The sequence below is a fragment of the Dyella nitratireducens genome (genome assembly GCF_014642835.1).
Lineage (GTDB): Bacteria > Pseudomonadota > Gammaproteobacteria > Xanthomonadales > Rhodanobacteraceae > Dyella_B > Dyella_B nitratireducens.
This window is the reverse complement of record NZ_BMJA01000004.1, coordinates 327843-349163: the sequence shown is the minus strand read 5'-3', so window position 1 is coordinate 349163 and position 21321 is coordinate 327843. Positions and strand designations below refer to the sequence as shown.

Genomic DNA, 21321 nt, shown 5'->3' with positions numbered 1-21321 from the left:
GGAAGCGCAACCCATCGTGAGTGCATCCAAGCAACAGCCTCACTTGCCCCACATCGAGCCTGGCCTGATGGTGATCCACGGCAACCGCCAGGAGGATCTGCGTGATCTGCTGGCGGCCTGGCTGCAGCGCGCGCCATTGCAGCCGCTGGAAAACGAGTTGATGCTGGTGCAAAGCAACGGCATCGCCCAGTGGCTCAAACTGGCGCTTGCTCGCCCGGTGGCGGCAGGCGGCATGGGGATCAGTGCCGCGGTCGATATGCAGTTACCAGGCCGGTTCCTGTGGACGGCGTATCGTGCCGCGTTGGGCGAGGGCGCCGTACCGGCCACCTCGCCATTCGACAAATCCCGCCTGGTTTGGCGCTTGCTACGGTTGCTGCCGCCATATCTTGCCGAGCCCGCCTTCGCCACCTTGCGTGCCTTGACCGGCGAGAGCGGCGATTGGCGGCGGCTGTACCGCCTGGCCATGCAAGTGGCCGACTTGTTCGACCAGTACCAAGTGTTCCGCACCGATTGGTTGGAAGACTGGGAACACCGCAACGACGTGCTGCGCGACGGCGTGCGCAATCGCGTCAAGGAGCTGCCACTGGCGCAGCGTTGGCAACCCAGGCTGTGGCGGTTGTTGCTGGACGATGTTCCAGCAGCGCAGCGCGATAGCCATCGCGCGGGTGTGCATCGGCGCTTCATGCAACAGATGCAGTCGCCCGATTGGCGCCCTGACGCGCTGCCGCGGCGCATCGTCGTGTTCGGTATCACCTCGCTGCCACCGCAGGTGCTGGAAGCATTGACGGCACTGGGGCGCTACAGCCAGGTGCTGCTGCTGGTTACCAACCCCTGCCGGCACTACTGGGCCGACATCATCGAAGATCGCGAGTTGCTGCGTACCGAACATCGCCGCCACGCAAACAAGCCGGGCTTGCCGCCAGAGCCACGTTTTGAGGATCTGCATCTGCATGCCAATCCCTTGCTTGCGGCATGGGGCAAGCAAGGGCGGGATTTCATTCGCCAACTCGACGCATTCGATCAACCTGAGCGCTATCGCGAGCGTTTCACGTCCATCAAGCGCAGCATCGATCTGTTTCAGGGACTCGGCCGTGACTCCTTGCTGCACCAGATCCAACAAGCGGTGCTCGAACTGGAACCGGCACCTGCCAATCCGGCGTTACGCAAGCCACTGCCCGACACCCGCTCGCTGCATTTCCACGTCGCGCACAGTCCACAGCGCGAAGTGGAGATTCTGCATGACCAATTACTTGCCCTGTTCGAGCAGGCTGCACGCGAAGGACAACCCTTGTCGCCGCGCGACGTGATGGTGATGGTGCCGGACATTCAGACTTATGCAGCACACGTGCAGGCGATCTTCGGGCGCATCGCCGTCGACGATCCACGTTACCTGCCCTACCATGTGGCTGACCAGTCGGGCCGCCATACGTCGCCGCTGATCACAGCTCTTGAGCGGCTGCTTACGCTGACCGAGTCGCGCTTCACGGCCAGCGATGTGCTGGACCTGCTCGACGTACCCTCGTTACGTCGCCGCTTCAACATTGCCGAAGATGATCTGCCCACCTTGCGCCGCTGGATTGCCGAATCGGGTATTCGCTGGGGCCTGGATGGCAAGCAGAAACAAACCTTCGGTTTGCCGCCGGACGAACAAAACAGCTGGCGCTTTGGCCTGCGCCGCATGCTGCTTGGCTACGCCACCGGCGATGGACCTTCGCTCAACGGCATCGCACCGTACGCGGAAATCGGCGGCCTTGATGCCGAGCTGATCGGCCCGTTGAGCCAATTGCTGGAAACACTTGAACACTACTGGCAACTGTTCGCCTCGCCGGCTACGCCGTTGCAATGGAGCGAGCGCCTGCGTCATCTGTTGCACGATTGCTTCGACACACGCGGCGACGAGAGCGACGCCATGCGCATCGATCGCCTGGAAGATGCGCTGGACAGCTGGCTCGATGCCTGCCATGAAGCAAGCTTTGCACAAGCCATTCCGCTTTCCATCGTGAGCGAGGATTGGCTGCAGGCGATCGACCAGCAGCATCTTTCCCAGCGCTTCATGGCTGGTGCCGTCAACTTCGGCACGCTGCTGCCAATGCGCGCGATTCCCTTCCGCGTCGTCTGCCTGCTCGGCATGAACGATGGCGATTATCCGCGCCGCATTTCTCCGCCCGATTTCGATCTGATGGCAGCAGCAGGCCAACATCGGCCAGGTGACCGCTCGCGCCGCGAAGATGATCGCTATCTGTTTTTGGAGGCCCTGCTATCTGCACGCGATGTGCTGCATATCAGCTGGGTGGGGCATAGCGCGCGCGACAACAGCGAGCTCCCGCCATCAGTACTGGTAGGGCAGCTGCGGGATTACCTTGCCGCGGGCTGGCGCTTGCCAGATGACGATGCCGAATCCCGCCAACACCTGCTGGACGCGATCACCACCAAGCATCCCCTGCAGGCTTTCAGCGAACGCTACTTTGATCCGGCATCGCCGCTTTTCACCTATGCGTCGGAGTGGGCACATGCGCGTCGTGCAAGAGCACCCGCCGAAGCCGCGCCGCTACCGCCCTGGCAGACGGAGCCGGTGCTGGATATCCGCCGCTTGCAGCGCTTTCTCGCAAGACCGGCTGCCAGCTTCTACAGCGAACGGTTGAAGGTACGCTTCGAGGACATCGACACCGGCCTGGATGATGATGAGCCCTTTGCGCTGGATGGACTGGAGAATCACGCCGCCACGCAAGCATTGCTGCAGAGCGCACTGACCGCTGACGATGCAGATGCCGAGCCTGCGCTGCTCAACGCAGCGCTTCGCTTGCGGCAAGAGGGTGTCGTCCCGGTCGGTGGATTCGGTGCGCTTGCGGTGGAAGATATCGGCGATGACGTGCGCCAGATCTTGCGCCGGTGGCAGGCATCCCTGGCCCATTGGCACGCACGAACACCGGCGCAGGAATTGCGCCACGTATATGGCGATCTCATCGTAGAAGGCTGGCTCGATGACATGCTCAGCAGCGATGACGGAAGCCTGGTACGCCTGCTACCCATGGCCGGCCAGCTTTGCCAAGGCAAGGCCATTCGCTATGACAAGCTGCTGCAACCGTGGGTGTTGCAATTGCTCGCCAATGCGAATGGCATCAGCATGGCCAGCCGCTTCCTGGCACCCGACGCCACGGTGGTACTGAAGCCGCTCGACAGTCACGAGGCAGCGGTAGTGCTGAACGCCTTGCTGGATGGCTGGAAAGAAGGCATGCAGAAGCCTTTGCCCATTGCGCGCCTCACTGCCTATGCATGGTTATTGGCAGAGCGGAATGAAAAAATCCCAACCGATGCCGCGCGCCTTTGCTACGAAGGAAGCGATGCGCCTGGCGCACCGTCCGGCGAAGTCAACCGCGAGCCAAGCCTGGCGCGAATGTGGCGTGGCTTTTCCATGCTGCATGCCGAAGGTTTCGAACACTGGTTACCGCTATACCGGCCGTTGCTCGACGCTGCCGACATGGAGAGTGACGCATGAGCGAGATGCTGCCACTCGATCCGCTGCACCTGCCCTTGCAAGCTATCCGCCTGATCGAAGCCAGCGCGGGTACCGGCAAAACCTGGACGCTGGCCGCGCTGTATCTGCGGCTGGTGTTGGGCCACGGTGGACAACCTTCCCAGCTGCCTGCGCAGATTCTGGTGGTCACCTTCACGCGGGCAGCGACTGCCGAATTACGCGAACGCATTCGCGAACGGCTCGCTACGGCGGCGGCGGCATTTCGTGGCCAGCAGCAGGCCGATGATTTCCTGCAGCGCCTGATTGCCGAATACCCGAATGCCGACGAACGCGCCGCCGCGGCACGCCAGTTGGACCTCGCCGCACAATGGATGGACGAAGCGGCGGTCTACACCATTCACGGCTGGTGCCAGCGCATGCTCGCACAACATGCCTTCGAAGGCAGCGAAGCAGCTGATGACGTCGCTGATGAAAATGCACGGCTCGCCGAAGCCGTGCGCGATTACTGGCGCCGCTTCTATGCACCACTCGATGAAATGGAAGCCGCCTGCATTGCTGGGCAATGGCGTAGTCCGCAAGCGCTGCAGCATGCTGTGCGCCCCTTGCTAAAGCTCCCGCTGCAGCATGTGCGCATTCAAGGCCGTCCGCTGCCTGACGTTGCCGACCTGCCTGAAGCACTGCGCCAGCATCAGGCACCACGACGCCAGGCGGAACAGAAGGCCCGCGTCTTATGGCAAAACGATGCCGACACGATCGAATCGATGCTGCGCACGGCCGTACAAACCAAGGCGCTGAAGAACAATATCTTCCTGCCCAAGACGGTGGAGCGCGAACTGCCTGCCTTGCGCAAGTGGGCCAGTGGCGACGACATCGACAAGACAACGCTTGAACGCTATACGCAGGCAAAGCTCGATAGCGCCGTCAGCAAAGGCAATTCGCCGCCGGCGCATAAGGCTTTTGAAGCAGTTCAAGCCTTGCTCGATGTGTGCAAAACCGAGCCGCCGCTTGGACCTTTGCTGCTTTCGCACGCGCTCCCATGGGTTACCGCGCGCATCGACCAGATTCGCGAGCGTCAGGCCAAACCCGGCTTCGACGACATGCTGCGTCAGCTCGATGCAGCCTTGCATGGCCAGCACGGCGAACAACTCGCGGACACCATCGCTGCACAATATCCGGTGGCGCTGATCGATGAATTCCAGGACACCGACCCTCTGCAGTGGCGTATCTTCCAGCATATCTATGCGAACCGATCAAACACCGGCCTGCTGCTGATCGGTGATCCCAAGCAGGCGATCTACGCGTTTCGCGGCGCAGACATCCATACCTATCTCGCGGCACGTGAGCAAGCACAATCGCCCACCTGGACGTTGACGACCAATTACCGCTCCACGTCGTCCTTGGTGACGGCGGTGAATCGTGTTTTTCAATACGCTGATCAATGGCAGGATGGTGCATTTGCATTTGGTCACGGCGCACATGGCCTGCCCTTTCAATCGATACGTGCGGCCGGCGCCAAACAAGACCTGCTCTACGATGGCCAGCCCCTTGCGGCCATCCATATGGAAGTTTTCTCCGGTGACAAACCACTAGGCATAGGCGTCTATATGGAAACGGCCGCTGCTTATGCGGCGACGTATATCGTGGATCTGCTCGATGCGGCGCAAGCCGGGCGCTGCGCTTTCGTAGACGAACATGGCGGGAGGACCGCGTTGCGCCCTCGCGATATCGCCGTGCTGGTACGCAGCAGGCGTGAAGCCGCTTGCATCCGCACGGCGCTACGTCAGCGCGGCGTACATAGCGTTTATCTCTCCGAAAACGATTCGGTATATGCCACCGAGGAAGCTGCGGACATACTGCTATGGCTACACGCATGCGCCATGCCTGCCTCCGACCGTGCCATGCGCGCAGCGCTCGCCAGCGCCACCATGCAGCGCAGCTTGGAAGAACTGGACCGCCTCAACCACGATGAGGCGTATTGGGAAGGATGTGGCGAGCGCTTCCGTGAACTGCAACGCCTTTGGCAGCGGCATGGCGCGCTGGCCATGCTGCACAACTTGCTGCACGTGTTCGACCTACCCGCACGCCTGCTGGCCAAGAGTAACGGCGAGCGTGTGCTGACCAACCTGCAACACCTGGCAGAACTTCTGCAGCACGCGGCAGCCAATCTCGACGGTGAATACGCATTGATTCGCCACCTGGCCTCGCAGATCACGCGCGCCTGTGAAGGCAATGCGGAAACTAGCGAAGAACAGGTCGTGCGCCTGGAAAGCGAAGCGGATCTGGTGAAGGTCGTCACCATCCACAAGTCGAAAGGCTTGCAGTATCCCGTGGTGATGCTGCCGTTCGTCAGCCGCTTCCAGGATGCGCCACGCGGTAGCGTACAACCCTGGCATGACGATGCGGGTAAAACGTGGATCGACCTGGAGCCCGATGCACAGGTCCAGCAACGCATGGACCGCGAGCGCCTGCAGGAAGATCTGCGCCTGCTCTATGTGGCGCTGACGCGTGCTGAGCATGCATGTTGGCTGGGCGTGGCCTGCGTGGCCGATCGCAACAAGCCCTTGTTGCATCGGTCTGCATTCGGTTACGTGCTTTCCGGTGGAGCGCAACCGATTGAACCCGCCGATCTGCTGACACGCCTTGAGGCGTTGCGCGATGGCTCGCGTGACATCGACATTCACCTGGCGGGGGAATCGCCAGGCATGCACGTTTATCGTCCACCGTATCGGCCGCACAACGAACGCCAGGCACGTGTTTATACGCTGCCGCCGCCCGAGTCTTGGTGGATATCAAGCTACAGCGCGCTTACTCATGGTGAGGGCGAAACGATGCGTCAAACCGCACCCGACACCGCCACCCAGGATGTGCTGACGGAAGCCGTGCGTGAATCCGTCGAATGGACCACGGCGACCATCGACTACGGCATGCACGCCTTTCCGCGCGGCGCGGACGCCGGCACCTTTCTACACGATCTGCTGGAATGGATCGCGGAAGCAGGGTTTGCTGCCGTTGCCAGCCATACCGCCGAGCTGGAGCAACAGGTTGCGCGCCGATGCCAGCGGCGTGGATGGCAGCAGTGGATCTCACCGCTCAGCCAATGGCTTCCCGCGTTGCTGCAGACATCGTTGGCACTGCCTGATGGCGATACGCTGGCACTCGCGCAACTGGCCGATCGCAAGCGCTATCAGGCGGAGATGGAATTCTGGTTCGAGGCCCATCGCGTCGATACACAGCAACTGGATCAGCTTGTCACCCGCCATACGCTTGGCGGTCTGCCGCGCCCCTCGCTGCCGCCCCATCGTGTCAACGGCATGCTCAAGGGTTTTATCGACCTGATCGTGGAGCAGCAAGGCCGCTATTACGTGATTGACTACAAATCCAACTGGTTGGGCGACACGGCTGCGGCATATACCGCGGCCGCGATGCGCGACGCGACGCTGCAATCCCGCTACGACCTGCAGTACGCTATTTACACGCTGGCCTTGCATCGACTGTTGCGCGCGCGGCTGCCGGGATACCACTACGAACACCATGTCGGCGGCGTGCTGTATCTGTATTTGCGCGGCGTGGATCAGGCCGGGCATGGCGTGCATACGGAACGCTTGCCGTTTGCGTTGATCGATGCGATGGACCGGCTGTTCGCACAGGAGGCGGTTACGCATGTCGCGTGATGCCTTGCTGGCGATGCTTGCCGAAGCGGCAGCGCGGCGTGTACTGCGTCCGTTGGACCTGGCCTTTGCCCGGTTCATTGCCGAATGCGATCCACACGCCGAAGCACCGCTTCTGTTGATGGCCGCGTTGGCGAGCCGGCAATTGGGCGATGGCCACCCATGCCTGGATTTGCAGGCGCTGGATACCTTGGCGTTGGAGCAGGAGTGGCCGGATGCATGGCTGGCGTTGCTTTCCAGTACGCCATCACCGACATCGCCGGTGATGGCTGGCTCCGATGGCCTGCCGGCTGACGCACCGCTGGTGCTGGATGGACATCGGCTGTATCTGCGCCGCTACTGGAATTACGAGTGCCGCGTCGCCGCCGGCATTTCCGCGCGGCTTGATGACAACAGGCTGCCGGCCGAAACACTGCACGACGAATTGCAGCGCCTGTTCCCTGCCGACGCAGGCGCGGCCATTACTTGGCCACGCGTCGCATGCGCACTTGCCGCACGAGGTGCCTTCAGCGTTATCACCGGCGGACCTGGCACCGGTAAAACCACTACGGTGGTACGCCTGCTCGGCCTGCTCCAGACCCTGCAGTTGCGCCAGCACGACGCGCCATTGCGCATCCGTTTGGCTGCGCCCACCGGCAAGGCCGCTGCACGCTTGAACGCTTCGATCGCCCGGCAGATCGCCCTGCTCGATGTGACAGAACCGGTGCGGCAAGCGATTCCGCTGGAGGTAGAAACCCTGCATCGTCTACTGGGTGCACGCCCGGATAGCCGCCGCTATGCCCACGACAGCCGCCATCCCCTGCATGTGGACGTGCTGGTGGTCGACGAAGCCTCGATGATCGACCTGGAGATGATGGCGGCTGTGCTGGATGCCTTGCCGCCGCACGCACGACTGATCCTGATTGGCGACAAAGACCAGCTTGCTTCGGTGGAAGCCGGTGCGGTGCTGGGTGAACTCGGCCAACGTGCGGAGCAAGGTTGCTACACCGTAGCGACCGCACAATGGCTGCTCGCGGCAAGCAGCGATGACATTACGGCGTTCGTTCGCGACGATGCGCAATCGCTCGACCAACGCATTGCCATGCTGCGCAGTAGTCATCGCTTCGATGCGGTAAGCGGTATCGGACAGCTGGCCGCTGCCGTCAACGCAGGCGATGCGGCGGCGGTGAACGCGCTGCTTGAGTCGCCATCGCCCGATATGACGTGGATGGCATCAAGCGTTACGGCAACGCCTATCGCACCATGGGTAGCGGATCGGTTTGCGGAAAATGAGCCGCAAAGTTTCAGCTTCTATCTGGAGCAATTGCGGCGACACCGCCCTGCCCTCGATGCCGACGATGCAACGTATCGGCAATGGGCACACGACGTACTGGAAGCCTTCAACCGCTTTCAGGTGCTGTGCGCCGTGCGACAGGGGCCGTCCGGCGTCGAGCACCTGAACCGGGATATTGCTGCCGCGCTACAGGCTAAGGGCCTGATCGAAGCCGACCGTGGCTGGTACGAAGGTCGGCCGGTGATGATGACGCGCAACGACTACAGCCTCGGTCTGATGAATGGTGACGTCGGCATAACGTTGCGCATGCATGGGATCGATGGCGAGCTGCGCTTGTATGTGGCATTTCCGATGTCGCGTGCCACGTCATCGCCCGCATCGCAAAATGATGGCGCGCAGGTGCGTTGTGTCCTACCGTCACGGCTTGGCGATGTGGAAACTGTCTATGCCATGACGGTGCACAAGTCACAGGGTTCGGAGTTTGAACATACCGCACTGGTATTACCAGACGACGCACCTGCCGTGCTGACGCGAGAGCTGCTGTATACCGGGATTACGCGTGCACGGCGGTGGTTGACGTTGGTGGGTACGCAAGCGGCAATCGAGCACGCGCTGGCGCAGCGGACGCGGCGATATTCAGGATTAGCGGAGAGGCTGGCGGCCTCGTAGGTTGGGGTGTGAACCCTAATGTATCCCCACGTTTTCCGCTTGATGATCTGAAAAAATCAGCAAGCTAGCCAGGGTCTATTAAATTACCTCAACGTCATTCCGACGAAGGCCGGAATGACGTTGAGGTAAAAATGCTAAGTATTGGCCGCGAAAAAGCCCATCCTTGAACAGCTCGAAAAACGTGGGGATATATCAGGGTGTGAACCCCAACATGCTGATCCGATGGATATGGCGATGTTGGGGTTTGCACCCCAACCTACAAAGCCACCAGCCTACCAGCACTTCCCGTTGGCATTCACAGCACTATCCACTCTGTTCGGCAACTTGCGCCCCGCATTGTCGATAGACAAACTTCCACACGCATCCCCTGCCTGCCGGCCGACAGGCACCGCCGTCACAACAAAACCCTGATCATCGTCACCCGTCACACTCATCACCACTTCGTAATAGCCATTCGGTGACAGTGCTGGATCAGCATAACCAAGCTTGCCAAGAGCATCCGCATAGCGGTTATACGTGGCATACCAGCGCTCCTGAGCCTGAGCAATGGCCATCAGCGTGTGGTGCGCATCCGTACGATGCGAACGCAACGCATAGCGCGAATAGGTTTGCGCCGCCAGCGCTGCCAATATCGCGGCAATGGCCATTGTCACGAGCAATTCGATCAAACTAAATCCACGCATGCGATCCATCGCTACTCCTTAGGAATCCGGTGTCAACAAAGACCATGAGCGGCGGCGCCACAAGGGGCTATCCAGTGAAAGCGGCAGGTTGAGGTCGCCTCCGCTTCCTTTCAACGTGATGCCAGGCAGGACCAGCTTGCCACCGCCCACGCGTGTCGCCGTCGGCAAGCTGCCGGTTGTCGGCGGGTTTGCCACCAAGGCGCCTGCATACGAACCGCCACCAAAGCTGACGATCGATCGCGAGCCACCTGTTGCCGCATCAATCGCCATGATCGCACCTTCAGGTGTATCACCATGAGGAATCAAGGTGCTGATCAGCACGGTATTGGTGTTGAACAGCGCGGTAGGCGTGGTCACCACCCGTTCGCCGGCAACCAAATCCAAGTCGATACGCCAACCACCCGCCTGCATCGAAACGGGATTCGACGTGAGGCTGCGCAAGCTCGCACTACTACCAGAAGCGGGATCGGTGACCGTCTGCTCACTCAATATCTGCGGCTGGAGGCTGCCGTGCTGCACGGTCACTGGCTGGCCTTGGCTATCACGCTGATCGCGTATGCCGTATATCGACTGTACGGCGGTATCCATTTTGTCATCGTTGCCAAGGTACTTGCCGGTGCCGAACACGACCATGAAACGGTTCGTCATTGGGTCCGGGAAAAGGCGCGGCATCACTGTAATGGGCTGCTCACCTTGTTGCACCGGCCGGTACGCCAAGGTCACTTTCCAAGCTTCCGGATTCAATGCGGTTAGATCGAAACGCCACAGATTGCCGGCAAGATCACCAGCAAAGGCAACATCGTCGACTTGGTCGTTGTCGTAATCACCAAGCACGGGCGTGGTCAATCCATAACTGCTGACGCCATCCATGGATGGTGTCTTGAGTTCCGTGATCACCGCTCCGGTTTGCGCGTCCAGCACGAACAGCGCGCTATAGCCAGATGGCGTACTGGCTTCTTCGCAACGCGATGGTTTTTCCGGCTTGCTGCAATCGGCGAAGTAGCCGCTCGGTACCAGCACGGCCCAGCGGCCGTTTGCCAGCCGCGCGATGGCCGGCTGCCCGTAGGTATAACCGAGATCCGCTGGATGGTAGGTAGCGCCGGTTTCCGATGCGCCGTTTGGCATGTCGGCATCGAATTCCCATAGCACCGTGCGCTCGGGAGCCGTCTCGCTGGCTGTGTCCGGATCCGTAATATCCAATGCGTACACACCACGGCCTCCTAGGCGCAAGCCACCCGCCAGCAAGGTGTGCCACTCGTGTCTGCCGTTCTCGCTAAAAAACACATCACGTGTCACGGGTGTGGCATCCACGGTCGGTTGGAATTGAAAACCCCGCGCGTGTGTAAGGTTGCCAAGATTGCCGTATGCCGCGCGCGGCACATAGGCCCATTGCTCCTTGCCTGCATCGCGGCCGCTTTCATACGCCTTGCAAACGCCTTGCGTGTCCTGCGTCTTGCAAACTGGAGCCGGCGCATAAAACGCATGCAGCATGCCGTCGTTGGCAGCCACGTAAAGCATGGGCAGACGACCTGCATGCTCCGCGACGAACTGCGCGTAGCTCTGCGCGCCGATGGCCGCTTCTGGCGCGACGCCAGCAGTCTTTGGCCATGCATTGGCGTAGCTCCCAGTGGGATAAGCCACGTACACCGCTTGCGAATGGACGATTGCACCCAGCACGCTGCTGCGCTGACGCAAGCTGCCATCGAGTTCCAGCGAACGAACGCCGCGCAGATAGTCAACGCGTGCTTCCAGTGTATCGACCGGATTTTCTGGCGCCTGCGTCGTCAGGCCGCGTTTCTCGTCCTCATCGAAGGGAGCCGCTGGCTCGAAAGCCATGCCGGCAATCTCACCGGATTCATGCCTGCTTGCGGTAAGTATCGTGCGGCCAGCAGGCGGCGTGATCAGCGGATGGGTGAGCATCGAACCGGCGTCCCACACCATGCCTGTTGTGGCACCATCCGCATCCAACGTCGCGGCTTTTAGCGCGCCGGACCAATCGACCGGATCATAACCACCAAGGAAAGCCAGCGTTCCATCCGTCAAGACGCTGTCGTTCAACGCAAGCGTGGCCAATGAGGGGAGGGCTCGTGAGCGATCAAGCGGTACAGGGCTCAGTTCCACCGTGCCGGGAAGGCTGGCCGCAAATGCCTGCGCGAAGGGCATCAACATGACGCAAGCGCATGCCAGCCACCGGTTCCGGAATTCAAGGACGAACCGGCACATTGAACGTACTCTGCACCACACTCACCACATTGGCATTGCCACCCGTGGCACGTGCCGTGATGCGATAAATATGCATGTTGACCTGCCCATCATTGTTTGGGCCGGTGTTGCCCGATTCATGCAGGCCACCTACGCCTGGCGGGCGCTCGCTGCCCAGATCTTCGATGATGTAGACGGGATTCTTTGCCAGCGCAGGTGTGTAACCACCACCTATTGGCCCCGTATAGGCGACGCCGACGTTGTCGATCCAACCTGCAGCGGTCTGAAACTTGGTTACTGCGCCGTTTACGGCATAAGGCGCGCCATCGGGGTGATAAACCACGCAGCCATCGTCCTGCGTGACAGCGGCTTCCTCGCAGTGCAAACGCGTACCCACTTGGCCGGCAAGCGACCATAGTTTGTATTCCGCACCGCGTAATGCCGTTTCCGCACTCATGCGTGCCTGCAGCGTATTACGCAAACTGCCGGCCATGCGCTCCTGCAACAGAGCGTGCTGTGAGGCCACGATGGCGAGCATGCTCAGCAGGACGAGAAACACCAGGGCCATGAACAAAGCGAAGCCGTTCCGTGCACGGCGACCACATCGCCACGCTCTGGTGGGTATTGATGGTGCCCCAAATTCGTCGTCCCGGTGAAAGCCGGGAGTCGGTGGTGTTGCTTGTAAATCAAGTCTTCGCATCCTTGCAGCCCTCCTATGGATTGGCATTGCGCACGGCAACCACCGCCGTGAACTCTCGCCGCAACACCGGTAATGGAAATCCCTGCTGCAAAGGCGTGACCTTTCGATCATCAGCCGTCGGCGATGCGGGCGTGAATATCCCATCCGCCGCATAGCTGTAGGCCAATTCATCCGGTATCAGTGAGTGCAAAGGGTTTTGTCCCGACATCAGCAAGTCGATTTCAATCAAACTGACCAAGCGCCACAGACAGCCACGATCGTTGCTGCCGCGAATCGGCAGCGGTACGGGCGGGCAATCAGTACGTGTGCTGTTATCCACCTGTTCGGCCGTGTAATAGCGCACCGTGCCATCCGGCCGCTGCACGCCATATTTGAAATCCAGCCGCTCTACGCCGCGCGCAATTTCCTCGCCTACGCCCTCTAGCGAGGAAAGACCACCATTGACCCGTCGCACCAATGCACCGGTCGTGTTCCCCATGCCATCGCCGTTATTCACGACTTTCAGGTAATAAGTAACGGTTCGCAGGTCACGGCTGACGCTGAACAACTTCGGCGCAGCCATGTTCTGGAATACCTGCGGCTGTACAAAGTTGCCGCCAGTAGATGTGAGTCCACTGCTACCCATCCCTGTGACCGCGAAGATCTGCGCGCTGGAACAATCAGCCAGCATCACCAGCGGCGCATCATCCTTCACATCAATCGCTTTTAATTCGCCAGGCAGCGGATGCAATCGGATCGTTACCGACCCATCCGCGTGACTGAGTAACGTACTGCCTATCGCGCTTTCCTCCGGCATGATCGCCCAGCCGCCCGCAGAATTGAGATAGCGCACCGTAAGCACCGACGCACCTATCACGCGGCTGTTAGCACTTTTACCCATCGCCGGAATGCTGAAACCAGCCGGATTACGCTTATTGCTCGGGTCCATTGGCTTGCAATCGCTCACCGTGCAGTCGTAGCCACGCATCGTCAGAAACGAAGGTAGCGAATACGGTTCACTCGGCGCCGATGGATACGCAACACCCCACTGCGTCGTCACGTCACCCAATGCACTCATCAGCACATGGGAGCCATTGGCATAGACGGTGGGTGCGCGCAGCTCATCCAGATACGGCCCCGCAGCGCTCGGGTGCGCCGCACCGCCTGTGACGCTGCAGTACTGCGCGCCAGCCATGGAGAGATCATTCCTGATCTGCGTGATGGCGAAACGCCCTTCCTCCTGCAAGCGCGCAAGCTGCTCCTGCACCTGGCGGCTGTTCGAGGTGGACATAAACACCGCCGCGATGCCCACGCTCACCAGCAGACCCAGTGCCATCGCGATCATCAATTCGATCAGGGAAAGTCCCAGACAGTGCCGTTTCACGGCTGGAACTCCCAGGCGAAGGTTTGCGGTGGCGCATCGGCGTCGATGGATCCTCGCTCGGCCCAGCGGATATCCATCAAGCAACTGCCCCCGTAAGGTGGCCGCATGGCGATCTGCTCCCGGGACGGCGCAAGACGTACGCCGCCTTGATCGCACCGAATGCTGGCCGTCGTGCCTGGCGGCAGAAAGGTCTCAAGCTGGCTACTCCAGCGCTGCCGGTCGTACAGCGCCAGTTGTCTGGGCGCGCAACCGGCAGTGCAGCTCTGCGTGTTTGCATCCGGGTAGTTGCCGTCGTAATCGCCGTTCCAGACGCCGACAAGGTTTGCCTGCATGCGCTCGGCCATGTTCTGTGCGAGAAAACTCACCTGCGTGCGCAGGTACGCCGCCTGGTTGGCTCGTGCGGCCATCGCCATCAAGCCAGCTGCCCCAATCAATCCCAGACTGAACACCAGCATGGCAACCAGCACTTCGATCAGCGTGACGCCTCGCGAATACGATGGCAGCGGCATCAGTACCCCTCCCTGTTGAACCGGCCGCCACTCTGGCCGCGTACCCCAGTCCGCGTCAGTCGGCCATTGCCCCAATCTGCGGTCCGAATCCTGCCAACCCGCCAGAGCTTGCAGGTCGCGAGACACCCCCTTAAACTAAGCGGCTCCGCCGGAATAGCTCAGTTGGTAGAGCGGCGCATTCGTAATGCGTAGGTCGTAGGTTCGATTCCTATTTCCGGCACCACATACCTGTCCAACGCAATCCAGTAGCGTTCGACAAACCCTTTAAAACCCGCCATCTGGCGGGTTTTTTTGTGCCATATCGTCCAACGCCGTCCAACCCAATCCCGCCTTTTCTGGGGGTAGTTCCGGGGGTAGTTGGTGCCAAGCAAGACAATGAGTGTTCGACTACCCCCAGTCAGCGTGGGCTGACGGAAGTGCTAGTCGATGACGCCGTAGCGCGCGCCGAACCTTTCAAACTTTTTGACCGCAGCGGGTTGTTTCCACTCACGACTCCGCACGGAGCGAAGTACCGGCGGCAGAAGTTCCATCTCCTTGGCAAAAAGCGTCAATGCTCATTGCGCGTGTATCCCGAAATTTTACTTTCCGAAGCTTGCACAGCGAGAGACCGCGATCGCGCACAAGTAGCAATGGGACTCGATCCAGTTGAAGTACGGCGCCAGTCTCGAGAAGGCTCTGCTCCACCAAACTTCCTAGCCGCTCACGATTTCCAATGATGGCCAACAGATGAACCTGTCGATCCAACGCGTGGCCGCCTTGTGGAGGTCGACAGATAGCTCGTCGCGTTGCAAACGAGTAGCCACATTTCTAGCGATATGCCTACACGAGTTGAAGTCATTTTCCTACATAACGACTGCATTACAGCCCGCAGAATAAATGCGGCACGACGATTGACTGCTTTTGCCATAGCTATTAGCAGCCAGCCTCGTCCAAACGGATATTCCAGGGGACATATACGAGAAAGGAATTTCAGGAGAACGCGCTTGCTTTTCCCAAAGAAAGCATACCCGTAACTCCGGCGGCCCTTTTCCGCTCTGAATTTCTGAAACGTGGCCGGCAGACTGAGCCACCACGGATGTTCAATTGTCGATCGCTCTTTTAGAAGCAAGTCTTTTTGAACCATCACAAGCAAAAGGAGTGTTTCATGCTTAAGAAGATCGGAATGAAGCTGCTTCCACTTGCAGCCATCATCGCAGCAACCTCGCTTCAACCCGTATTTGCTCAAACATCGAATACCGCTGGAACAATCAAGCAAATCGACACCGGCTGGGAATCCGACACGTTCGGTGTAATGACGGCAGCACCCATGATCAATCCTGCTGGTTGCCCAGCGACCGACATGTACGAATCAAGCCAACCCGCAGGCGGATATAGCACGTACTACGCTGCCGCCTTGACTGCTTTCTCAACAGGGTCCCAGGTAATCATCGTCGTCTCAAACACCACCTGCACTCAGAACCGTCCGACGATTATCGGCCTGTACCTTGTCGGGTCCTGATTCCACGACACGTTGAATTAGGCAACGCGTACAACTGAGCGACGATTTGAGGGAGAAATGCGGCCATGAAGAGAATCATTGCGATTCTTTTTCTTGCAATATCAATGACTGGAATTGCGAATGCACAAAGCATTCAAAAGTACCTTGGATACTATTACGGAGACGCCAACAACCCGCCGTCAACAGCGCTTAGCGAATTCCAAACCAGCTCAAATCTCTATCATATCGCGGGCTGGTCAACCGACGAGTCCGCCGCAGGAAGGTCTGAATCGACTCAATATCTATTGAGTCAATTGGCGCTGGCGAAAGCAGCTCACATGCATGCGATCATTCCCGGCTATCCATTTTTATTTCAACAAGACAGCGCAACTGGATGCTTTACAAACGATCAGGGCGCTGCGCAGTCCTGGAATACGGTTGTCCAGGCGATGATATCGGCTGGATATATCGACGTCGCGTCGCCAGACCGAAGCGTAGTCACTGCAATTTACGTCGTCGATGAGCCCAATGGGCCACAGGTGGCGAACGGACCAAATTGCCTTCCAGACGTATCTGGCCAGCCAAATCCGGCCTTACAAAACGCAATAAACGCGATACGCTCCAACCCCAATACCACAACCATTCCACTTGCCACCATCCTTAATGGTTATGTAGGGTTTGCAAATTTCTCCAGCGGCATGAACCTCTTTGATTGGGTGGGGTTTGATAATTATTCTGACTCTACGAGTCAGTGGCAGTCGCAGCTCGCTACTCTTAAAGCTTATGCGCCGACGAAAAAGTACATACTTGTTCCCGGATCGCAAAGTGCAAACATCCCCAATCAATGTGTTGGCACGCAATCACCAACACCGTTTATCAATGAATTTCAAACAGATCCACAGGCAGTTTGGCTGGCACCATTTGTCTGGTTCTCAAAAGGCAGCTGTTTGGGCGTCAGAGACAATCCATCGCTGCGATCAACCTATACAACGCTAGGGACGAGCATCAAAGCCCAAGGATGCAGTTCTTCAACAGCTGCCCGTAATTTTTGTAAACCACAAGCAATTCCGCAAATTGTTACCACAATTTTATTCAATAGCAGTCAATGATGTCCCGTGATGAGCTCCGGTAACGTTGTCGCGCGCGAAAGTGCGGCCATTCCCCAGAAGTCGATCCACTCCCAACAAATACCGACAAAGCTTTCCACTGGCTCGCCTGCCTGGGCTTATGAGGCGTTTCAAGCACGCAAATGGAGAAACAAATGTTGAATAAATTTTCGTCACAAATGGCTATGACGGTTGCCCTTTCTATCGCATCCTTGAGTGTTTCGGCGCAAACCTCCACTACCGATACCAATAGAACCGTGAGCGCCGTGGGCATTCAAGCTGGCGTAGCGTACCTCCAGACCTCACCAGCACCTTCAGGAAACTGTATTTACAATACTCTCTACATCGGTGGCATTACCGGCAATGCGGGCAATGCAGCCGCTTACGCGACAGTCCTGGCGGCGCAGACGAGCGGCCAGCAAATAACTCGCGTTCAATACACCAATACATCAGGCACTTGTACAGTTGTATTGGTTGAGACGGGTCCGTAAATCGCTCGCTGGTTTTTGTGAGCCCAAGGATAGAAGGTTCATATCCTTACCTGATCAATCTGCGAAACACCACCATCGACATTCGCTCAGATCGGCACGATTGACGTTGGTGGTGTTTCGCAGTTGGTGTCGGATGGCTTCTTATTGCCGATCTGAATCATCCATGCCATGGATGCCCGTGCTGTACGTCACTTCTCTGGCTGTACGTTGCAAAAGAAGATATGAAGGAGATTTACTCTCCCGCTCACATTGCACGATGTCTTCACGATCAAGGCTCCCACTAAGGCAAAACCGAATAGCCAGTGAGATGCAGATAGGCGCCGCCTTCCTTGGCGTTTGGAACCCCTGGCATGAAGCGGATCGTATGATGGCCCGCTTTGGGCCAGCGCCAGGCGAACAAAATGGCGTTTGGCGTACGCCGGCCGCTGCTGGATTTGTTTTGCCAGATGCCGGTTTGATCGAAGGTTTCGACACCGTCGACAACGACACGCGCACGCCCGGCTTCACAACAGTTATCACCGATCGTGCCGATCAACGCGATCGCCGAACCATCAAATGTGATCGGCTCCGATTTCAGCGTGATATCGCGTTCTATGACATGCGCGCCCGACCAATCGTTGTTCGTTGACACTATCGTATTCGGCGAGATTGCTGCCGCTGCAACCTCTAGTGCGAATCCGCCATTGCTTTGCCATACGCTCGTCAATGCGCTGGGAGCCGGCCCGTCGAAGAAACGCCCGAACGTACCGTCGTGTGCGCGTGCCGACCACGCTGCAGTTGCATTGCGTAACAACCATTGCTGCGCTGGCTGGTCATGGTGTTCGGCGGCGAGTTCGTAGAAAGCCTCAACCAAGGGCTCGACGATGTCATTTTCAGCTTGAAGATCGGTAAAGATGCCATGCGCATCGGAAAGGTGTTCGTCGACCGCGCGGGCGGTTTCGAGCGACTCTTTCAAATAGGCGGTATTGTGCGTGGCGCGATAGAGATGCAATCCACTCCAGATCATGTCGCCGTTCACGGAGGCGAAAAAGCGATGCGGAACCTCTTCGCAGGTTTTGCCATCATCGAAGACATACACGCTGTACAGCGGCACTTTCGGGTCGAGGAAATACCGGCGTATCGATGCATAGCGCGTTGATGCCGACGTGAGGTAACGCTGCTCGTGCGTGGCCTCATAAAGCAAGAGTGCGGCCTTCACCGCATTCGCATCGGTTTCAAGCGTTTTGAGGTGATTGGTTCCACCATCGGCGAGTTGATAGTCGATGGCGGGACATGCGCCGCGTGCAAAGACTTGTGCGTGTTCGACGAAATCAAAGGCGTCGCGTGCTTTTTTCAATGCGGTGGGATCGTGCGTGATCTCGTATTCGCGTGATGCCGCGATCGAATCCCACTCCGGAACATCGCTCCACGAACTGCACGTTGCACCCTCAGTGCAGGGAGCTGGATAGGATGGCGCGGTTTGCTCAAGCGCGCGCATCAGGGGAGCAATCTTGGGATCGCCGGTCGTTTTCCAGTGCAGCCAAAGCGTGTAGGTCATGGAGTCGACGCCCCAGTCCTGATTGGATGCATGACAATCTGCCGCGGGGCATTCCCGCCACTTTCCGTCTCCGGTGTAGAAGACGCGCACCATGGTGTCGACCGCATCCGAGCCAGCTCGGTTGAAGCTTACAGGCACGGCCACGACTGCGAGCAGAGCCATGCAGCCCAATATCAATCTAGTCATGCGTATGCTCCGTCCACTCGACCTGCCCCAAATAACACGTGGCAGTGTTCTGCAGGGTCAAATAACGGACCGCATACCTAGAACGAATGAGGCGAGACTACAGCCGCTCCATCTCCACATACTCCACCGGCACCGGCTTCACCCGCGCAGCCCACACCACACCGGCCACCAGCAACGCCACACCGAGCATGGTCTGCGCACCCGGCAACTGCCCCCGCAACAAAAACGCATAACTCAACGCTGCCAAGGTTTCGAACACGATCAGCTGTCCGGCCGTTACGGTAGGCAATCGTTGGCTCGCTTCGTTCCAACATGTCGTCCCCAGCCAGGAAGCGAACAGGCCGATCGCTACCATCAATGCGATGAAAACAGAGGGGCGCGGGCCAAATGGCATGGCAAAGTCGCTACCGCTGACGCGCATGCCCAGCCACAGCAATGCATAGCCGATGAGCGCCAGCGGCAAAGTGGCAATACCTTGTGCCGTTGCCCATGTACGCGGGTTGCGTCCCGGATGGTGACGAAGCCAGTCAGCATTGCGCAGCGGATACCAGGTCCAGCACGCCACTGAAATCAACGCGAGCAAAGCGCCTGTGACGTAACGTAGGAGATCGGCTTGACTCCGACCATGCAACGACGCCAGCTCGGCCTGATTCACACAGGCGATGCCCGCGGCAATGAGTAGCAACGACGGCGTCAGGCGCGCCCAAGGTAAACGGCCGTCACGCTCCGCATTGCGCAGGTTGGCGGCTATTGCGATCACCACCGGCAGCGTGCCGATGATCATGGTGGGCAACGGCGCACCTGCACGCTGTATGGCAGCCGCCAGGCACACGTAATAAAGCAGGTTGCCCACCGTTGCGAGCTTTAACGCTTCCATCCAATCGGCACGGCTGAGCTGGCGCAACGCTGCGCGATCCAGCCATGCCAACGGTAGCGCAATCAGGCCGAAAGCAAGATAGCGGCCCACCGATTGCAACGCGGCGGGGTATTCGGGCACCAGTAGCGGGCCGACAAAAACCAGCCCCCACATCAGACCGGCGACGAGTGCGTAAAAGGTTCCTGTCCACATGGCACGTAGCGTCGAGTGCATTGCCTGCGGTGTCTTGTACGAGATTGCTATCGCTGCAGCGCCCGCTGGTAGCGGGCCGGCGTCGTGCCATAGCGGCGTGCGAAGGTGCGCGTGAGGTGGGCCTGGTCGGTCAACCCGGTCGCTGCCGCGACCTGGGCCGGCGCCTCACCCGCAGCAAGCAGGCGCTTGGCCGCGGACAATCGGAAGGCCATCAACATCTGCTGTGGCGTGGCGTGATGGCGTGCCTGGAACTGGCGCAGAAAATGGAAGGGACTCAGCCCTGCCACGGCCGCAAGTCCATCCAACGTGACACGCTCAGCCAGGTGTGCATGCAGGTATTCAATGACCGGCGCAAAGCGTGAAGATGCTTCGGGGCGCGATACAGAAGATTGGCGTGCATGACGGCGAAACTCCCTCAGCAGTTGAAACAGCAAACCGTCGAAGGCGAGCGGTTCGCGCGTCTGCCATAGCGCATCGAGGAGTGCGGTGATGTATCGAGCACCCGACATATCGGCATGCACTGCATCACCGAACCACCAACCGGGCTCACCGGTAACCTCCTCCACCACGGTTTGCTCGATGTAGGCCATGCGATAGCGCCAACCACCGTCGGTCTCGGCACAACCGGTGTGCAACTCATCCGGATTCATCAACACCAGCGAATCAGGCGGTGCCAGATGTTCGGCACCTCGATAGCGGAAGCGCTCTACGCCGGATTCGATGGCGCCCAGCCCGAAACCTTCGTGGACGTGCGGCTCAAAGGCATGTCGCACGATGTGCGCACGATACAATTCGACGCCTGGGCGATGCGCGGGGCAGCGGAATTCGGCGGTATCCGCTGGGTTATCGAAGGAATGGGGAACGCCATGCATGGACGAATAATGGCACAGGAAGCGGTCCGCACTTCTGCCCA

General features: G+C 59.1%; 15 protein-coding genes and 1 tRNA gene. 8 read left to right on the top strand and 8 right to left on the bottom strand.

All coding sequences use genetic code 11. The features are described 5' to 3' along the window. Positions 1-16: 16 nt before the first annotated feature. Genes recC through recD form a run of 3 tightly spaced genes read left to right on the top strand, consistent with a single transcriptional unit; the run spans position 17 to position 9085 of the window. Positions 17-3496, top strand: coding sequence for an exodeoxyribonuclease V subunit gamma (gene recC / locus IEX75_RS20260; protein WP_229720990.1), 3480 nt, complete (start codon positions 17-19; stop codon positions 3494-3496). Further along, entirely contained in the window at positions 3493-7146 is a 3654-nt protein-coding gene (gene recB, locus IEX75_RS20255) for an exodeoxyribonuclease V subunit beta (RefSeq protein WP_188797115.1), read from the top strand. The genes recC and recB overlap by 4 nt, the downstream gene beginning before the upstream one ends. Continuing rightward, positions 7136-9085 carry an exodeoxyribonuclease V subunit alpha gene (gene recD / locus IEX75_RS20250; protein WP_188797113.1) on the top strand — a complete coding sequence of 650 codons (1950 nt, stop codon included), beginning with the start codon at positions 7136-7138 and terminating at the stop codon, positions 9083-9085. Before recB ends, recD begins: the two co-directional genes overlap by 11 nt. A 272-nt stretch (positions 9086-9357) precedes the next feature. Here the strand turns inward: recD and IEX75_RS20245 are convergent, their stop codons facing one another. The 5 genes from IEX75_RS20245 to pilV are packed head-to-tail and all read right to left on the bottom strand — an operon-like array spanning position 9358 to position 14542. Next, positions 9358-9777 (bottom strand): type IV pilin protein, encoded by a 420-nt coding sequence (locus tag IEX75_RS20245; protein WP_188797111.1) that lies wholly within the window; start codon positions 9775-9777, stop codon positions 9358-9360. A gap of 9 nt (positions 9778-9786) precedes the next feature. Continuing rightward, the gene (locus IEX75_RS20240) at positions 9787-11937 is read right to left on the bottom strand and encodes a pilus assembly protein (RefSeq protein ID WP_188797109.1); all 2151 of its coding nucleotides are present in this window, start codon (positions 11935-11937) and stop codon (positions 9787-9789) included. Between the two features lie 34 nt (positions 11938-11971). Beyond that, a complete protein-coding gene (locus IEX75_RS20235; RefSeq protein ID WP_268236498.1) occupies positions 11972-12670 on the bottom strand; it encodes a pilus assembly PilX family protein in 699 nt (232 codons plus the stop codon). 13 nt (positions 12671-12683) lie between these two features. Beyond that, complete coding sequence (locus tag IEX75_RS20230; RefSeq protein WP_188797106.1) at positions 12684-14033, bottom strand: PilW family protein; 1350 nt, start codon at positions 14031-14033, stop codon at positions 12684-12686. Continuing rightward, the gene (pilV, locus tag IEX75_RS20225; RefSeq protein ID WP_188797103.1) at positions 14030-14542 is read right to left on the bottom strand and encodes a type IV pilus modification protein PilV; all 513 of its coding nucleotides are present in this window, start codon (positions 14540-14542) and stop codon (positions 14030-14032) included. Before pilV ends, IEX75_RS20230 begins: the two co-directional genes overlap by 4 nt. 147 nt (positions 14543-14689) lie before the next feature. On the opposite strand from pilV, the gene IEX75_RS20220 reads away from it, so the two are divergent. From IEX75_RS20220 to IEX75_RS20205, 5 genes are all read left to right on the top strand, one after another. After that, a tRNA-Thr gene (locus IEX75_RS20220) sits at positions 14690-14765 on the top strand. Positions 14766-14835: 70 nt separating this feature from the next. Continuing rightward, positions 14836-15258 (top strand): Arm DNA-binding domain-containing protein, encoded by a 423-nt coding sequence (locus IEX75_RS24500; RefSeq protein WP_425490570.1) that lies wholly within the window; start codon positions 14836-14838, stop codon positions 15256-15258. A gap of 428 nt (positions 15259-15686) precedes the next feature. Then, the gene (locus IEX75_RS20215) at positions 15687-16040 is read left to right on the top strand and encodes a hypothetical protein (RefSeq protein ID WP_188797101.1); all 354 of its coding nucleotides are present in this window, start codon (positions 15687-15689) and stop codon (positions 16038-16040) included. 65 nt (positions 16041-16105) lie between these two features. Beyond that, a complete protein-coding gene (locus IEX75_RS20210) occupies positions 16106-17128 on the top strand; it encodes a hypothetical protein (RefSeq protein ID WP_188797099.1) in 1023 nt (340 codons plus the stop codon). A gap of 152 nt (positions 17129-17280) precedes the next feature. Continuing rightward, positions 17281-17616 (top strand): hypothetical protein, encoded by a 336-nt coding sequence (locus IEX75_RS20205; RefSeq protein ID WP_188797097.1) that lies wholly within the window; start codon positions 17281-17283, stop codon positions 17614-17616. A gap of 280 nt (positions 17617-17896) precedes the next feature. Here IEX75_RS20205 and IEX75_RS20200 read toward each other — a convergent pair whose 3' ends face one another. From IEX75_RS20200 to IEX75_RS20190, 3 genes are all read right to left on the bottom strand, one after another. Continuing rightward, on the bottom strand, positions 17897-19339 hold the full coding sequence (locus tag IEX75_RS20200; RefSeq protein ID WP_188797094.1) for a glycoside hydrolase family 76 protein: 1443 nt from the start codon (positions 19337-19339) through the stop codon (positions 17897-17899). Positions 19340-19436: 97 nt separating this feature from the next. Then, complete coding sequence (locus tag IEX75_RS20195; RefSeq protein ID WP_188797092.1) at positions 19437-20408, bottom strand: DMT family transporter; 972 nt, start codon at positions 20406-20408, stop codon at positions 19437-19439. Positions 20409-20455: 47 nt separating this feature from the next. Beyond that, positions 20456-21280 (bottom strand): AraC family transcriptional regulator, encoded by an 825-nt coding sequence (locus IEX75_RS20190; RefSeq protein WP_188797090.1) that lies wholly within the window; start codon positions 21278-21280, stop codon positions 20456-20458. Between the last annotated feature and the right edge of the window lie 41 nt (positions 21281-21321).

What these genes read in the sequence shown, in the direction of transcription:
- IEX75_RS20205 (WP_188797097.1), top strand. Translation starts at nt 17,281, where the DNA reads ATGTTGAATAAATTTTCGTCACAAATGGCTATGACGGTTGCCCTTTCT.
- IEX75_RS20190 (WP_188797090.1), bottom strand. Translation starts at nt 21,280, where the DNA reads ATGCATGGCGTTCCCCATTCCTTCGATAACCCAGCGGATACCGCCGAA.
- recB (WP_188797115.1), top strand. Translation starts at nt 3,493, where the DNA reads ATGAGCGAGATGCTGCCACTCGATCCGCTGCACCTGCCCTTGCAAGCT.
- IEX75_RS20195 (WP_188797092.1), bottom strand. Translation starts at nt 20,408, where the DNA reads ATGTGGACAGGAACCTTTTACGCACTCGTCGCCGGTCTGATGTGGGGG.
- IEX75_RS20235 (WP_268236498.1), bottom strand. Translation starts at nt 12,670, where the DNA reads ATGCGAAGACTTGATTTACAAGCAACACCACCGACTCCCGGCTTTCAC.
- pilV (WP_188797103.1), bottom strand. Translation starts at nt 14,542, where the DNA reads ATGCCGCTGCCATCGTATTCGCGAGGCGTCACGCTGATCGAAGTGCTG.
- IEX75_RS20245 (WP_188797111.1), bottom strand. Translation starts at nt 9,777, where the DNA reads ATGGATCGCATGCGTGGATTTAGTTTGATCGAATTGCTCGTGACAATG.
- IEX75_RS20200 (WP_188797094.1), bottom strand. Translation starts at nt 19,339, where the DNA reads ATGACTAGATTGATATTGGGCTGCATGGCTCTGCTCGCAGTCGTGGCC.
- recD (WP_188797113.1), top strand. Translation starts at nt 7,136, where the DNA reads ATGTCGCGTGATGCCTTGCTGGCGATGCTTGCCGAAGCGGCAGCGCGG.
- IEX75_RS20215 (WP_188797101.1), top strand. Translation starts at nt 15,687, where the DNA reads ATGCTTAAGAAGATCGGAATGAAGCTGCTTCCACTTGCAGCCATCATC.
- IEX75_RS20240 (WP_188797109.1), bottom strand. Translation starts at nt 11,937, where the DNA reads ATGTTGATGCCCTTCGCGCAGGCATTTGCGGCCAGCCTTCCCGGCACG.
- IEX75_RS20210 (WP_188797099.1), top strand. Translation starts at nt 16,106, where the DNA reads ATGAAGAGAATCATTGCGATTCTTTTTCTTGCAATATCAATGACTGGA.